Annotated in this window: 16 protein-coding genes; 10 read left to right on the forward strand and 6 right to left on the reverse strand. The window is 47.7% G+C overall.

The window, feature by feature from the left end; genetic code table 11:
* Positions 1 to 147: 147 nt before the first annotated feature.
* Both B3K89_RS01590 and B3K89_RS01595 read left to right on the forward strand, forming a co-directional pair.
* A complete protein-coding gene (locus B3K89_RS01590; protein ID WP_345906968.1) occupies positions 148 to 1,371 on the forward strand; it encodes an ISAzo13 family transposase in 1,224 nt (407 codons plus the stop codon).
* A gap of 435 nt (positions 1,372 to 1,806) precedes the next feature.
* On the forward strand, positions 1,807 to 2,052 hold the full coding sequence (locus B3K89_RS01595) for a hypothetical protein (protein ID WP_345906969.1): 246 nt from the start codon (positions 1,807 to 1,809) through the stop codon (positions 2,050 to 2,052).
* Here the strand turns inward: B3K89_RS01595 and B3K89_RS01600 are convergent.
* A complete protein-coding gene (locus B3K89_RS01600; protein WP_345906970.1) occupies positions 2,045 to 2,746 on the reverse strand; it encodes a DUF6994 family protein in 702 nt (233 codons plus the stop codon). The two genes, B3K89_RS01595 and B3K89_RS01600, sit on opposite strands and share 8 nt — an antisense overlap.
* Before the next feature lie 117 nt (positions 2,747 to 2,863).
* Positions 2,864 to 3,943, reverse strand: a complete 1,080-nt coding sequence (locus B3K89_RS01605; RefSeq protein WP_345906971.1) for a hypothetical protein — start codon at positions 3,941 to 3,943, stop codon at positions 2,864 to 2,866.
* A 230-nt stretch (positions 3,944 to 4,173) separates the two neighbouring features.
* On the opposite strand from B3K89_RS01605, the gene B3K89_RS01610 reads away from it, so the two are divergent.
* The 5 genes from B3K89_RS01610 to B3K89_RS01630 all read left to right on the forward strand — a co-directional run bounded on the left by B3K89_RS01610 (position 4,174) and on the right by B3K89_RS01630 (position 6,693).
* Positions 4,174 to 4,596, forward strand: a complete 423-nt coding sequence (locus tag B3K89_RS01610; protein WP_345906972.1) for an RNA polymerase subunit sigma-70 — start codon at positions 4,174 to 4,176, stop codon at positions 4,594 to 4,596.
* Positions 4,586 to 4,756: an SHOCT domain-containing protein gene (locus tag B3K89_RS01615; RefSeq protein ID WP_345906973.1), complete on the forward strand. Its 171-nt coding sequence runs from the start codon at positions 4,586 to 4,588 to the stop codon at positions 4,754 to 4,756. Before B3K89_RS01610 ends, B3K89_RS01615 begins: the two co-directional genes overlap by 11 nt.
* 104 nt (positions 4,757 to 4,860) lie before the next feature.
* Complete coding sequence (locus tag B3K89_RS01620) at positions 4,861 to 5,085, forward strand: hypothetical protein (RefSeq protein WP_345906974.1); 225 nt, start codon at positions 4,861 to 4,863, stop codon at positions 5,083 to 5,085.
* Entirely contained in the window at positions 4,997 to 6,208 is a 1,212-nt protein-coding gene (locus B3K89_RS01625; protein WP_345906975.1) for a recombinase family protein, read from the forward strand. Before B3K89_RS01620 ends, B3K89_RS01625 begins: the two co-directional genes overlap by 89 nt.
* The gene (locus B3K89_RS01630) at positions 6,205 to 6,693 is read left to right on the forward strand and encodes a recombinase family protein (RefSeq protein ID WP_345906976.1); all 489 of its coding nucleotides are present in this window, start codon (positions 6,205 to 6,207) and stop codon (positions 6,691 to 6,693) included. Before B3K89_RS01625 ends, B3K89_RS01630 begins: the two co-directional genes overlap by 4 nt.
* Positions 6,694 to 6,783: 90 nt before the next feature.
* On the opposite strand, the gene B3K89_RS01635 is transcribed toward B3K89_RS01630, so the two are convergent.
* The 4 genes from B3K89_RS01635 to B3K89_RS01650 all read right to left on the reverse strand — a co-directional run bounded on the left by B3K89_RS01635 (position 6,784) and on the right by B3K89_RS01650 (position 13,093).
* Positions 6,784 to 7,485 carry a hypothetical protein gene (locus B3K89_RS01635; protein ID WP_345906977.1) on the reverse strand — a complete coding sequence of 234 codons (702 nt, stop codon included), beginning with the start codon at positions 7,483 to 7,485 and terminating at the stop codon, positions 6,784 to 6,786.
* A 421-nt stretch (positions 7,486 to 7,906) separates the two neighbouring features.
* Complete coding sequence (locus B3K89_RS01640) at positions 7,907 to 10,822, reverse strand: GIY-YIG nuclease family protein (RefSeq protein WP_345906978.1); 2,916 nt, start codon at positions 10,820 to 10,822, stop codon at positions 7,907 to 7,909.
* Position 10,823: 1 nt separating this feature from the next.
* Positions 10,824 to 12,338, reverse strand: a complete 1,515-nt coding sequence (locus B3K89_RS01645; RefSeq protein WP_345906979.1) for an Eco57I restriction-modification methylase domain-containing protein — start codon at positions 12,336 to 12,338, stop codon at positions 10,824 to 10,826.
* Positions 12,323 to 13,093 (reverse strand): SAM-dependent DNA methyltransferase, encoded by a 771-nt coding sequence (locus B3K89_RS01650; protein ID WP_345906980.1) that lies wholly within the window; start codon positions 13,091 to 13,093, stop codon positions 12,323 to 12,325. The genes B3K89_RS01645 and B3K89_RS01650 overlap by 16 nt, the downstream gene beginning before the upstream one ends.
* A 30-nt stretch (positions 13,094 to 13,123) precedes the next feature.
* Here B3K89_RS01650 and B3K89_RS01655 point away from each other — a divergent pair, with 30 nt between their 5' ends.
* The 3 genes from B3K89_RS01655 to B3K89_RS01665 are packed head-to-tail and all read left to right on the forward strand — an operon-like array spanning position 13,124 to position 13,886.
* Complete coding sequence (locus tag B3K89_RS01655; RefSeq protein ID WP_345906981.1) at positions 13,124 to 13,291, forward strand: hypothetical protein; 168 nt, start codon at positions 13,124 to 13,126, stop codon at positions 13,289 to 13,291.
* Positions 13,288 to 13,641, forward strand: a complete 354-nt coding sequence (locus B3K89_RS01660) for a hypothetical protein (protein WP_345906982.1) — start codon at positions 13,288 to 13,290, stop codon at positions 13,639 to 13,641. Before B3K89_RS01655 ends, B3K89_RS01660 begins: the two co-directional genes overlap by 4 nt.
* Entirely contained in the window at positions 13,629 to 13,886 is a 258-nt protein-coding gene (locus B3K89_RS01665) for an SNF2-related protein (protein WP_345906983.1), read from the forward strand. Before B3K89_RS01660 ends, B3K89_RS01665 begins: the two co-directional genes overlap by 13 nt.
* Positions 13,887 to 13,929: the final 43 nt, after the last annotated feature.

Raw genomic sequence — 13,929 nt, forward strand, 5'->3', positions numbered from 1 at the left:
AAATACAATTAAATATTGCTTGAGGGAGCACTCAAACCTCGGGGTTCCTTAAGTTGTGAACATTGTGAATTTTTAGCAAAATAATGGGCTGTATAGATTGTATATTGTCCAATAATTCTGTAGCATTTCTCCAAGGGGAGGACCTGCATGGAGGGATGTACACTACAACAGCGGTGCAAGAACCTTTGTGACCTGCTGCCTGAGCATCACCGCCGGTTGTACGCCGGCACTCTTGCATCGGCACTTCCCCATGGCGGGATCACCAGGATATCCAGGGACTTGCTTATCTCAAGGAAGACGGTCAGCAAGGGTATGAGGGAAAGTGCACTGCTGGGTTTCTCCACCTCAGTGCACCCAACGACAAGCATCCGCGAACCCGGTGGCGGGAGGAAAGACCTGCTCATGCTCAACCCACAGGTCGGGGAGGCTTTTGATGCGGTTGTCGCCTCATGCACCGCCGGCGACCCAATGAATGAGGCGGTAAGATGGGTGAGCATGACCCGGAAAGGCATTGCCACGGCTATGGAGGCCCTCCTCGGGTATCCCGTGTCCGAGTATTATGTGTCCAGGCTTCTCAAGGCCAAGGGCTTCTCCCGAAGAAAGATGAGCAAGTCCATCCCCCTCAAGCAGGCGCAGGACAAGGATGCCCAGTTCAAGAACATCGAGAGGTTGAGAAAAGAGTATGATGACGGCAAGTCCCCTGTGGTGAGCATCGATACGAAGAAGAAGGAGATGCTCGGGAACTTCTATCGTGAGGGGCGTTGCTTTTGCAAGGAAAGCCGAAAGGTCAGCGACCATGACTTCCCCTCCTTCTCCAGTGGCAAGGTGACCCCCCACGGGGTGTATGACATGCAAAGGAACGAGGGGTTCCTTACCTGCGGGACCACAGCCCATGACACTTCTGAATTCAATGTCTCCTGCATAGGGGACTGGTGGGACACCTTGGGAACGTCCCAGTATCCTTCAGCAAGGAAACTGCTGATCCTTGCCGATGGAGGGGGAAGCAACTCCAGTAGGAGCAATAGATTCCGCCAAGAGCTGCAGGAACTCTCAGATAGGATTGGACGAGAGATACGGGTAGCCCACTACCCACCCTATTCATCCAAATGGAATCCGATCGAGCATCGTTTTTTTTGCCATATAAACAGGGGATGGAATGGAATGGTGTTCAACGACGCCTCGGAGATGGTGCTGGCGGCGACGCGCGTCACCACCGCTGCTGGCCTAAAAGTCCATGCCAGTCTCAAAACCCAGCAATATGAGAAGGGAGTCAAGGCCTCGGAATCCTTTCTGCAAGATTACAGGGTGGTCCATGATGACCATCTCGGCAAATGGAACTACGTCATCAAGCCAAGAGGGAATAACCCCTGATTCTTGGATGACCCGGCAGGCTCCTGCGATGATACGATAGCACTTCCAGCACATCCCCAAATTAGCACCAATCAATCCAACAAACATATCCCATGAGGAAAGCCGCCGGCAAACAATCTCGCAGGTGGCATTGCCGTCGAAAAACAATTGAATTCCTGTTTGGAAGGGCTGCCAATATACGTCTTTTGTCTATCATTGAAGATTTCAACATATGGGAAAGTTATTCTTTACTCATCCCTAACTGGAGGTATCAATTTATCCTTCCTGTGGAGGATGTGGATTTCCTTCCTGGTACCGATAGTCTCCTTCCTTCGGCTCTTCCCCTCCTCCTGCAGGTATCGACCATTTCCCACGCTGCAGATTATGCGTTCTCTTGCCAAGCAATACCTAGAGATCATCCTTTGAGTCCTTGGTCCAGTAGAGGAGCCCCTCTCCATGGCATGGCTTCAATTTTCTCAATCCGGCTTCGAAGAGGAGAACGCCTGCTTGTACTGCTGCATCAGGGGTTGCTACTCGGAGTTCGGTGAATTCAGAAGGGCGACCTACATTTGCGACATCACCAAGCTGCTGGTTAAGTGGGCCAGACGATATTGGGACAAGCACAACCGGCTCGAGGGACTGGATCCGATCGATTGGGCCACTGAAGCTAAGGGGAAAGGGAACAGGCACGGGATCATGTAGATTGGGTGATTTCAGAAATCCTTCTGTTTCTTGATTCAATGAATGTCATAACTTGCCGCTTATATGCCAGATAATCGCTAATATCTGAAAATGCAGGTGGAGACGCAAATCCATCGAACGGCATATAGAACTTAATATTGCCATCTCCATCCACCAAGTCCTCCAGCAAGAAGAAGTGGACATATCCGGTGAAATCCTGAAACAGATCAAAGAAATCTTTGTACCGTTGAAGCGTCTCATACAGCGGACTATCGATACCTAAATAGAAACGGCGAATGCATTCCAAGGTCAAATCAAACCGATCATCGATGAGGCGGTTGACACCTCGTGCCTGGTTGATTGTTTGCTTGCCATCAATCCGCCTGTTGGGAAATAGGATGTATGCCCCGATAGTTGATCCAGCCTTGAATAATGCATCCACCTCGTCAGGAATCTGTTGCACCAGCCATTGCTTTCGATCCTGATTTTTATAGGAATGTGTGATAGCATCACTTCCGAGGAAAAACTCTCCAAGATCAGATGCATGGTACAAATAGGCACCGCTTACATCGTCCCGCAATTCGAACATCCGCCCGTTGGGGAGGGCTTTGCTCCACAACAGCTTGTGATACCTTCGCAAAGTGGGGCTGGTGTTATCGGGATCCTTGCTGGTTGCATCTGTATAGAAATCGAAAGTTGTGTCTATCACCATCATGCAATTCACCCCCTATCTGCAAGATTTGATACAGCAAATTCAATTGCAAATTTGATAAATGCAATCTCATTCTGTACCATCCTTAAGTAAAGGCCGTAATCTGCATTGAGAAAAGAATTATGACTTGCTCCCATTCTTAAAATTACTCTCGGGTGACATCAATAGGAAAGATTCCATCGCACCGTCGCAGTCATAAATTGGATACATGCTTTGCAGCCTGGTCAGATTCAGATAGGCGTCAAGATAGAAATCCCCAAGTTCATTCTTTGAGTAGACTCCATAACGCAATCCATCAGTCACAATCAGTCGCCTGCAATTCGGCTTATCAAGAGCATAATCCTGTGCCTGGGATTTTGCCATCAAACAAGAGTTGTTGAGTTTCTTCACTTCCACAACAACGGTCAGATTATCATTTCCCCTTGGCAGATCCGCAAATAATGCCACATCAACACGATTCCACTCAACCGCCATTTTCTGGGGGGTCCAGCCCAGAGATCTCAACAAGGGTATCACCAGATACGCTACCGTCTCATACTCTGAGGGCCTCATTTCCTGCTTCTTGTACCATTTCGCAATCCGCGTGAGCTCCCCGATATCTTCCATTAGTTTGCTGATAGACACGCTGGACAGCCCCTTGTCGTACAAATACTCCGAAATGTCACGCATCTCCAGACCGATTCTTGAAAGCAATTCCGTTTGAGGAATCTCCGGCAATGGGGCATGGAACGCCTCGTCAGGAACAACCAGTGCACCCAGCCATGCTTCTACTTCAGGAGAATCAAGGAGCTGAGTAGTATCTCCAAATTTCAAGGCATAGGTTTCAAACGACATAGGGTCCCCTGCAGCCTTCCATAACCAACGGACTCTTCTGCAATGTTGGAGATCCCACCCATCGACATCACCAAATTCCTCCCGCCATTCATATTCTCCCGCGATTTCTCCTACAGCTAAGACGGAAGTTGTCCCGAGTCGCAAAATCACCAAATCCCCTATTTGCATCGTTTCGCAGAATCTTCTCAGATCGGTAATCTTTCTCGCACTCCATTCATCATCCTGCAATAGATTCTGGCACTCAGGCCATTTTCCGGCATAGCCGGGCCCGTTGAGTATCACTCCCCACTTCAAGCAAAGTTCAGAATAGTTCCTATCTGTATCCCCGGATGCCTGCTGCCAGATACGCTTGTTACGGATATCCATGTGCCCCTCCCTTATCTGCTTCGTATTCAACCATAACCCCGCTTTCATCTGGTTGCAATGATTTATTGCCCATGGCAATGCTCTCAGAGCAGAACCATAAAGAAAAGCACACTTCGCCTCTGGTACCTACGCCAAATTGAAAATCTTGACAATTTCCATCGGTTAAATCCCCATCCGCATACGGAAGGCATTGAGGACCAAATCAATGAGCCCTCATCCAGGAGAACCAAATGACAGAAAAGCAGAAAACCCAAATCCTTGAGATGCGCCGCCTCGGTTGCACCTACAGCCATATTGCCGCCAGCCTCTCCCTGAAGGAGGGAACCGTGAAAACCTGCTGCCTTCGCGCTGCCAAGAAAGGCCTGCCGAGTACACCAAGCGAACCGGCAACATGCACATGCAAGCAATGCGGCAAACAGATTATCCAGGTTGCCAAGCGCAAGAAGCGGATCTTCTGCACCGACGCCTGCCGCCAGAAGTGGTGGGGCTCCCACCCGTTCCTGGTCAAACAATCGTCCAAGAGCCTCTACCACTTCACCTGCCCCACCTGCGGAAAACCCTTCACCGCCTACGGAAATCCCAAGCGCAGGTTCTGCAGCCACCAGTGCTACATCAGGTCACGTTACTACCAGGATGCCGATGATGGGCGATGAGCAGTTCAGGGCCGAAACAGCCTATCAGGCATCACTCTCCCTCGCTGAAAGACTACTGCAGGTAGGCCTTCTGACCGAGGCCGAGTTCTCCAAGGCAAGGGAGCTTTTGCTTGCAAGGTACAAGCCCCTATTGGGGGGATTGTATTGCGAGTTCGGTTGACTATAGATGCGATGTGAGTGATTGATACAATACAACTTCATGCAGAGGAAAGATATGAATCACAAACTGAAGGCTTTTTATACCGATAAGGCAGGGGGATGCACATGGCCAAGGTAACGAGAATCGATAATGCCGCCCCCACCCTTCCCTCCAGATTGAGGGTGGCGGCGTATGCTCGCGTATCAGTCGATACCGACGAGCTGATGGAATCCCTGTCCGCCCAAGGTCAGCCACTACAGCATGCTCATCCAGGCAAACCCGGCTTGGGAGTACTGCGGGGTGTATGCCGATGCGGGCATCTCAGGAACCGGAACAAAGAAGCGGAGTGAGTTCCAACGGCTCATGGCAGACTGCCGGAAAGGCCTGGTCGATGTCATCCTCACCAAGTCCATCAGCCGATTCGCACGCAACACGGTCGACCTTCTGAACACGGTCAGAAAGCTCAGGGAGCTGGGCGTCTCGGTGCGCTTCGAGCGAGAGAACCTTGATTCGCTCTCAGCCGACGGAGAGCTTCTGCTCTCCATCCTTGCCTCCTACGCACAGGAGGAGAGCCTCTCGATCAGCGAGAACGTGAAGTGGGGCATACGAAAGAGATTCGAGCAGGGGGAGTTCCCCGCTTACAAAATCTACGGGTACCGGTGGGTTGATGACCGTTTTGAGATCATCGGGGAGGAAGCCGAGGCGGTGCGTTTCATGCATCAAGCGTTCGCAGACGGCATGCTGCTCACCGAGATCTCCGAAGCCTTGGCTGAACGCGGCATCCTCAACCGAAGGGGTCAGCCTTTCGGCAAGTCATCCATCCTCAGGATCCTCGACCAGGAGAAGTACCGAGGCTTCAGCATCCTCCAGCGCACCTATGTGGAAAGCCACATCACGCACCGGAAAAAGATGAACCGCGGCCAGCTCCCCCGCTTCGTGGTTGATGGAACGCACCCCCCGATCATCGATGAGGATCTTCACCAGAAGGTGGAGGCGGAGCGCGAACGCAGGCGGAAGTCCGGTGCGGTGAGATGGAGAGCATCCTCGTGCTTCACCGGAAAGCTTATCTGCGGCAATTGCGGCAGCACACTCACCTACACTCCGGCCACCGGTACCGACAAGGAAGCTCTCACCGAATACCAGATGGGCCAGTACCGGTGCTCGAACAAGAGAAACAACGGTGCCAAGGCTTGCAGCGCAAAGAACCTTCCGCTTCGCGCCCTGCGTCAGGCTTGCTGTTCATCGCTCGGGCCTCTGGCAGGCTCCTGCAGGGATGCGGAGTTCAATCCTGCCTGGATTGATGTGTTGGTTGACCATATCGTGGTCCATGCCCAGAGCCTTGAGTCCCATCTCAAGGAAGGGGGCATTCTGTACTCGCCTTGGAAGAGCACGGCCAGAAGCGATGCATGGGTCTTGAGACGCGAGAAGATGACAGGACGGAATGAGAACAACAGTGAAGGAGTGAACGCATGAGAGAGGTACGGGTGATCCCGGCGGTACGGGAGTTTTCAACCGGGCAGGGAACCGATCAGTTCAGACCAAGGAGGAAGGTCGCAGGCTACGCCCGCGTCTCCACCGACAGGGACGACCAGTTCACCTCCTATGAGGCGCAGGTCGACTATTACACCACCATGATCAAATCCAAGGCGGAGTGGGAGTTCGTCGGCATCTACACCGACGAGGGCATCAGCGGTACCAGCACGGCAAGGCGCGAGGGGTTCAAGCAGATGATTGCAGACGCCCTTGCCGGCAAGATCGACCTGATCGTCACCAAGAGCGTCAGCCGCTTCGCACGCAACACGGTGGACAGCCTCACCACCATCCGAAGCCTCAAGGAAAACAAGGTGGAAGTCTATTTCGAGAAAAAAGACTTTTTTACATCAAAATGCCCAAATACACCCAACAGAACGCCTGATTTGCAGTTTCAGGCAGACTGTTGGTGTTTGTCTGGTGTTTAAATTTACTAAACGATAGTTAACGAGAGAATAATTGCTCCAACACTATTCAAACTCATGAATGTTTCTTGGAAAGCCTATCAAGTTAATTACTCAACCCAAAAAATCTTTGATTCCATCAATCACCATGGATTCATACTCGATTCCTTTCCTGCCTGGATGATACGTGTTTACATGAAGTCTTCCATCAGTTGTTCTGGTAATTTCAGCCCACCACCTACCTGTTTCATCAGTGTATTTTTTCAAAGTATCGGCAACATCACTGTATGGATAATCGTAATACGGCATATCCCAAGTATTTCCGAAGATGATTATATCAGGATTAGCATCCAATAACTGAAGCTGTACAACAGGACTCCATAACTCAGCTTTCTTTCTGAAGGAAGCGTCTTGTAATGTGGTACTTCTAGAAGGAGCTTTGTTGAGATTGATCCAACAACACATCCTAAGGCCTTCTTTCAGTTGTTCGGCTGTAAGGTTCTTCGTATCACAAAAATCATGATTGATTGAGTATGTGATAGCTGCACAACGAGCCAACGTAGAATCCCGTCTTCCTTGATCTGGTTCCCAATAAGAAAGAATTACTGAAAATTCCCAGCCCCCACCATACTCTGCTTCATCATCGAAGTCATCATATGGCTCGTTTAAGATAAAACAACACTTGTGCTTGGAGGCTAAATATGCATCTTCATCCAACACACCATCTCTGATTGCTCCTTCAATAAGGGGATTTTTCTCTTTAACAATACTTTCTATACGCTGATATTCGATAGAAATTTTCTCTTTAGTTTCCATATAAACCGACCTTTACTATGTTATAGATGTAAACCTTTCACGAATTAACAATAAGGCTACGCTCAAGCGTGAAAAACGAGAGGTTCAGCATAGAGTACCTTTTGGGCAATACTTTCTGACTAACTTCGCTTTACCCAAGAACGTCCATCACTTGTTGAATAGTACAAGCCTTTTGATGTCATCGCTAATATCTCCTTACCATTGTCAGTAAGATCCGAAAAATCCCCACAGGCACTACTCGAGTACCTTGTAATCCAGGACCTGCCATCACTTGTTGAATACTCAATTTTCTGTTTGTTACTTGGGCAAATCCTGATAATCTCTTTTCCCCTTTTAATCATTTGGCTCATTTAAATCCTCCTACTTATCACTTAAGGTTTCAAAATCATTCTTCCTCAGCCGATCTGTGAATAAACCTGAATCAAAGCTTTTTGATTGATCCAATAGCTAAAGAGTGTGGATACTTAAAAACGACCTCTCTTTTTTGTTTAGTTTTAAGATACACACAACCTTTCCCAAATCTATTGACGACACAGATTCCGTAGAGATCAACTTGAACCTTATCCCCAATCCTGAGCTCAGCCACAGGAGGGGTTTCTGCTGCCAAGGAAGCCCCTTTGTCTTCCATCTTCCTCGTTGTTGAAGTATTGATCGATGGAGTCTTCTTAATAAGCACTACTTTCGGCTTCAATGGAGTTTCAATCTCTGGGATATCAGAATTCTTTATGACAGGTTTTGAATGCTGCTGTTCTTGTCGTTCCGAAGTCTTCGTAGAAGAAAGAGGCTTTGTCTCAGGTATAACCGGCCCATAATCCGCTTGATGTGCATAGAGAGCTTGGTAGTCGTCTGGAGTTAAAACTGTAGACCAACCACCAACAGGCTCCCCAGCATGCTTGTTTATACCTGTGTATTCCAAGCTTGCCTCTTCATAGCGTCGGAACTTAAAAATAGCATCATTCCATATATCCTCATTGAAAAGGCCGATCGATTTAAGCAACTCGAAATCCTTCACATACAACCCTGTGACTTTTTTGAAGAGTCCTGGCTCCAGTTTGGTTATGACATCCTGTAGGGTTACTTCTCGGTAATCAGTCAAGTACATGAAAATCGGAATGCGAGTTGAGAATTTGATGAGTTTTTCCTGGATCTCTTTCCGCTTGCTTTTGTATTCCTTCTCAGCCTCGCTGAGCTCCTTTTTCTCATCCTTTGACTTTCCGTCCAAACCTTCCTTCTTGGCTTTCTTAACCGCCTCAGATTTATTGATGATTGTCTCAATTTCACTATTCAGATTCCTGAAGCCCTCCATACTCATGAGTGCAGCCAGAGCCTTTGGATTTGCCAGAAGTCGAGCAAGAACATCATTGGTTACATTGACGAGAAGAGCAGATTCCCACCGACGTGCAAGCAACGTCGCTGAGGTTCCGGACATTGCGATGTCAAGAATCTCCCCAGCATCGATCTGCCTAAGCATATTGCCTTCGTAGGAGAGGACCGGAAGGAATTTGATGAACTCTCCGACCTTGGTCTCAGGATTTTTTTCCTTTGTGTTTAGCCTGCAGCTGTATTCTGATAGCTGCCTGAGAGTCCTGTTAGGAGCAAAGTCAAATACATAACATTCTTCCTTGATAATTTCCTTTCCTGCAGTCCAAGGTGATTGAACTCGAAAGGCCGCCTGGAAGTAAGATTCGGGTTGCTTGAGATTCCTCAGCATGAAAATACCTGTCCAAGGCTTTACAGTTACTCCCGTTGTCAGCTTTCCACAGGTGAGTGTGATGGTCTGCGTTTTCAATGGATCTTCCATCGCTCTCTCAACTGGGATCATTGCTTCCGCACCTTGTCCAGCCTCGCTTCCTGCCGCTACCACCACCCTGTATGAGTGATAGAAGCTATTCTGCTTTTGTTTCAGGAGATTTTTCATTGCATAGCAGGTGTCAACCGAGGGCATGTACCAGAGGGTGTGGTTGAGTACTTGTCGGAGTCTAATATCGGAAAAAGGAAATGGTGATCTTCGTCCAGTTTTCAGGTCCTCAGCCGATGTCTCGAAGTACTGGCCCCGAAGCAGGTCCAACCATTTTTGCACATAAGCTTCAAAAACAAAGCGCGCTTCCTTCTTTTTCCCTTCGGTTGAAAAAAAGACATTCAAGTCGAATTCGTTGAACTCGCCCTGCATGGCAATCTTTCTGATTGCCTCAGGCATCTTGTAGGTGAGCATTACCATCCGAGGAAGAGCAGCATAAGGATTTGATCCTTGGGAATCATCCCATTCTTCCTTCGCTCTCTGTTCATCAGAATATGTCCATGAGAATATCTGCTCTTCTATGAATTCGCCTGAATTGATTGCCCTGAATGGAGTTCCTGATAGGAATAAATAATGGCTTGTTGAAATGGGAAGAAAGGATTCGTCATAGACACTGTCAGGGTCATACTTTTCTTCTTCAAGCAGCTCAATTTCTTGTTCGTCATCTTCCTTCTCGAACAGCTCCTTCGCTTTTTCTCTCCAAGCACCGAAATGGTACTCGTCGAATATTACCAGATCCCAGTGAGTTGCATGTATCCATTCATTGTGAGCCTTGATGGTTCCCGTTGCCCTATCAACCCCAAGGAGGTCCTGAAAAGAGCCGAAACAAACTATTGGTTTGCTTTTATCGGCAAGAGCGTATTGTTCATCAATATCATCAGTGAAAAGTGTTGACGCTGTGGGGCGTGAGATAAACTGCCAACCTTCGAAATCAACATGGGTCGAAAGGTCATCTCTCCATGCTCCCCTTACTGCCGGCTTAAACGTGAGAACTAGAATCTTCTTGTAATCCATTAATTTGGCAAGTTGATAGGCTGCAAAGGTCTTTCCAAAGCGCATCTTCGCATTCCAGAGATATTTTGGGATTCGGCCACTCCCATCCTGCTCTGCTGATTCATAATATGCTTTGGTGTGAACAACGGCATCCTCTTGCTCTGGACGCATCTTGAAATCAAGAGTTCGGTCGGTAGCTGTCACCAACCTGTGCTTGACAGCATGCACAGCCTTTTTCAAATCCTCAATCGTACACTTGTACCACTCACCACCAACACAAGGACAATGCATGGATTCCAGCATCCTATGGACTTCATGATCCCTGAATACGGAACCATCAGCACGCATTGCACTTTCGGTAAATTCTATTCGATAGGGAGGCTCATTTCCTGGACGGATTGTTGGATACTGTTCCCTTACGCGTATCTCAACATCATCTCGTGTCGTATCTCCTACCTTGTAATACCCCTTGTACTGGTCTTCAGTGTAAGCATAAATCTGGGGATTTATTGTAGAGTCTCGACCAGGAAAGAGTTCTTTAGGCATTTTACATTTCTCCAATATCTTTTATCTTTGAATCGATTAAGTGCCACTCTTCTTCAGATATACCCCAAAGTCTACAGAGATATGCATCTGTAAACTTCTGATCATATTTTGGAAATGCGGGAATAAAAGCAAAACTCTTGATAGATATATGCTGTGAAACAACGGTTTGAAGGAGCAAGAAGCGAACAACCTTGGTTAAAAGGTAGGATTTATAGCTTTCAGTTTCCTCTTTCGTATTAAATGCACCAGCTACCAACCAAGTTTCTGTACAACAAGATCCTGGTTCAGCAATCCTTGTATTCCCTTCATAAAAAAATCCTACAGGTTTGGTAAAATCTGTTTGTCCCGCAATTGGAGCAGCTGGAATTAGAAATTTCCACTTGTTTAGGTATCCCCTTGAATCATCAACATCTTCAACACGGGCAAACTTATAGCCAATTTTTTGAATGAACCAGCAAGGAATCCCTTGATTTTGTGGTTCATAGTTTGAAGGGAGGCCGAATGGTTTTCTAGGTGAAACAATGCTAGACAAGGTTTCTTTTCCTTGATTCAATTTTGTTACTTTTCTCACGATATCAAGAGCTCTATTATTTCTTATGAAGGTATCAAATTCATTCAGCTTTCTAATCTCTGTATTTTCACCTTCTGGCGATTTATTCGTAATCATGCAAGAGCCAGGATTATCTCTGTCCCAAAGAAAATAGCAAGCACCACCTGCTAAATCAACCCCTGGGAAAACGTCCTTAAAATTCTCATAATCAACAAGTTTTCGTATACGGTCATCGCCAAGCATGGTAGCCCGAAATTCATCCAAACCCTTCCCACCAGAAAACCATCTGGAGGGAATAATCATCGATAAATATCTTGGTTTCAACTTCTTCGCTTGTTCAACAAATAGTTGGTATATTGGCCTTGCGCTCCTTCCACTTCCACCATCATCTAACTGATAGGGAGGATTAGAAATAATTAAATCAAACTTCACTTTAGCTAATTCCTCAGTATTTTTAATATGTATAAATTCATAAGCATGAGTTTCTAGCTCTATGCCTCTATCGAACTGTTCTTTTGAAACACCACAGAATTGACATTTCCCATCACCATCCCAAGCATGTTCAATCCGATTGAACCGAATATTGCCTGTTGCCCCTTCAAACGAGGTAACAGAGTAAATACTGTTCGCATTCTTGCTACAATAAAGACTCCGTCTAGCTAATAAACTGGTCAATTCTGTGATTGCGATCCCATATAGTTGTTTGTGAAAAATGTGGTCAATGCGGTCCTGCCGGTCGGGAATGCTATCCTTCAAACCATCCAGAAGGCGCTTTGCAATTTCTCTCAGGAAAATACCAGACTTACAAGCAGGATCCAGGAATCTGGCATTGGGATCTCTAAACAATTCTTGTGGTAGCATATCCAGCATCGCGTTTGCTACTTCAGGAGGAGTCAAGACCTCATCGTTGGACAAGTTTGCTAGACATGACAAAACGTCGGGGTTATGGTTTAATCGCTCTGACACTGGACCCTCCAGTATTCTATGGGTTTATACTCAGCAATAGGTTGCGGGATATAAGCTCCAACCTCTTCATCAAAAGATCCGGAGGAAAGAAACAGGTCTCCCTGCCTCCCGAGGTCTTGCATCTCAAGCATGGTCGCCAGCTCAAAATCCCTTCGCTTCAGCATCACTCCAGCTACCAACGACCACTCTGAAAAGATTATTGGTTTGCCGTTTTTCTGAAGAAGGGAGAGGGCATCACCACATAAAATATTTCTATGAAATATAAATCTTGCAGCTTCACGACACACATCTGTGGCATCTTTGCCCATATTGCTCGTATAGGCTTCATTCCAGATACCGAACAACCGCTCCCTGCAATGCTGAGCATTGTCCTCAAGCAACTCAACGCCATACATGCTGGAGACAGCAACGATGGAATATTTTTCATAATCACTGTGATTCTTGCAATATCGGCTTTTTACGGTACCCAGCTTCCGATTCAATATCTCTGCAAGGAAGTTCCCATCGCCGCATGCTGGTTCAAGTACGCGGCTATCTATACGTTCTGTTTCATCTTTGACTAAGTCACACATGGCTTTGACTTCACGCTCGTGCGTGAAGACCTCGCCAAAATCAGCAACCCTATCCTTGGATTTGATTAAATTGGACATGCTTGTACTATAACACATTGCCATTTCTATTACCAAACATAAAACCAGATAGTTAACAATTGTGGTCAATATCGACTTGCAATCCTTACCGACAAGAGCGTACATACACATACCAAAAAGCAAGGAGACCAAAGCATGTGCAAGGATTGGACCAAAGAGGAACTTGAGCAAGCAAGCAACGCCATGATGGCAAACGGGCAGATGGGATACGAGGAATTCTGCAAACAGCTTACAGACGGGGTGTTCGAGATCAAGGGCTCCGAAAAGACAGACGATGAGACCGACAAGGAGGTGCGCTCATGAGGATGGTCATCCCCTACCGCATCAGCACCAAGCAACGCAAGAAACTGACCGACGATATCGCGGATGCATTGAACACCCTGCCCAGGTACATGATGTACCCCACCTGCAACTATGAGATCGGAGAGTGCGTCCTGGACCGTAGCGGCAAGCTCGGCATTCCCGAGAGCATGGACGATGCAACGGTGAGGAAGCTTCTGGAACACCTGAAGAACCGCGGCTACGAGAGCGACGGGATCGAGGAGGCAGACAAGCTCACAATCAATCTGCCCCGAGCAGACTTCACTGATGATCAGCACTCGAGCGCAAGACGGACCTGTACATCATCGACCGAGAGAACGTGCAGTGGCTGATCGAGGAGAGCACTCTGCCCTTCGACTTTGACATGGTTGTCATCGATGAGCTCTCATCGTTCAAGAACCACCGCTCCAAGCGATCCAGGGCATTGATGAAACGCCGCCCGGGGATCCGTCGCATCGTGGGCCTGACCGGCACCCCAGCCAGCAACGGACTGATCGACCTGTGGGCCCAATTCAAGCTCCTGGACAAGGGGGTGAGGCTGGGAAGGTTCATCGGCTCCTACCGGAAGGTGTTATGATTCCGATGGCTTCTCCCACAAGATTCGATAATCTCCCATAGAA

Origin of the sequence: Sphaerochaeta sp. UBA5849 (genome assembly GCA_002432715.1) — a bacterium.
In the GTDB taxonomy this organism is placed as follows: domain Bacteria; phylum Spirochaetota; class Spirochaetia; order Sphaerochaetales; family Sphaerochaetaceae; genus Sphaerochaeta.

Excerpts from the sequence above, each read along its gene's own strand:
- B3K89_RS01605 (WP_345906971.1), bottom strand. The coding sequence starts at position 3,943 with ATGGATATCCGTAACAAGCGTATCTGGCAGCAGGCATCCGGGGATACA.
- B3K89_RS01650 (WP_345906980.1), bottom strand. The coding sequence starts at position 13,093 with ATGTACGCTCTTGTCGGTAAGGATTGCAAGTCGATATTGACCACAATT.
- B3K89_RS01620 (WP_345906974.1), top strand. The coding sequence starts at position 4,861 with ATGGCCAAGGTAACGAGAATCGATAATGCCGCCCCCACCCTTCCCTCC.
- B3K89_RS01625 (WP_345906975.1), top strand. The coding sequence starts at position 4,997 with ATGCTCATCCAGGCAAACCCGGCTTGGGAGTACTGCGGGGTGTATGCC.
- B3K89_RS01655 (WP_345906981.1), top strand. The coding sequence starts at position 13,124 with ATGTGCAAGGATTGGACCAAAGAGGAACTTGAGCAAGCAAGCAACGCC.
- B3K89_RS01615 (WP_345906973.1), top strand. The coding sequence starts at position 4,586 with ATGGGCGATGAGCAGTTCAGGGCCGAAACAGCCTATCAGGCATCACTC.
- B3K89_RS01600 (WP_345906970.1), bottom strand. The coding sequence starts at position 2,746 with ATGATGGTGATAGACACAACTTTCGATTTCTATACAGATGCAACCAGC.
- B3K89_RS01630 (WP_345906976.1), top strand. The coding sequence starts at position 6,205 with ATGAGAGAGGTACGGGTGATCCCGGCGGTACGGGAGTTTTCAACCGGG.
- B3K89_RS01660 (WP_345906982.1), top strand. The coding sequence starts at position 13,288 with ATGAGGATGGTCATCCCCTACCGCATCAGCACCAAGCAACGCAAGAAA.
- B3K89_RS01635 (WP_345906977.1), bottom strand. The coding sequence starts at position 7,485 with ATGGAAACTAAAGAGAAAATTTCTATCGAATATCAGCGTATAGAAAGT.
- B3K89_RS01595 (WP_345906969.1), top strand. The coding sequence starts at position 1,807 with ATGGCATGGCTTCAATTTTCTCAATCCGGCTTCGAAGAGGAGAACGCC.
- B3K89_RS01590 (WP_345906968.1), top strand. The coding sequence starts at position 148 with ATGGAGGGATGTACACTACAACAGCGGTGCAAGAACCTTTGTGACCTG.
- B3K89_RS01610 (WP_345906972.1), top strand. The coding sequence starts at position 4,174 with ATGACAGAAAAGCAGAAAACCCAAATCCTTGAGATGCGCCGCCTCGGT.
- B3K89_RS01640 (WP_345906978.1), bottom strand. The coding sequence starts at position 10,822 with ATGCCTAAAGAACTCTTTCCTGGTCGAGACTCTACAATAAATCCCCAG.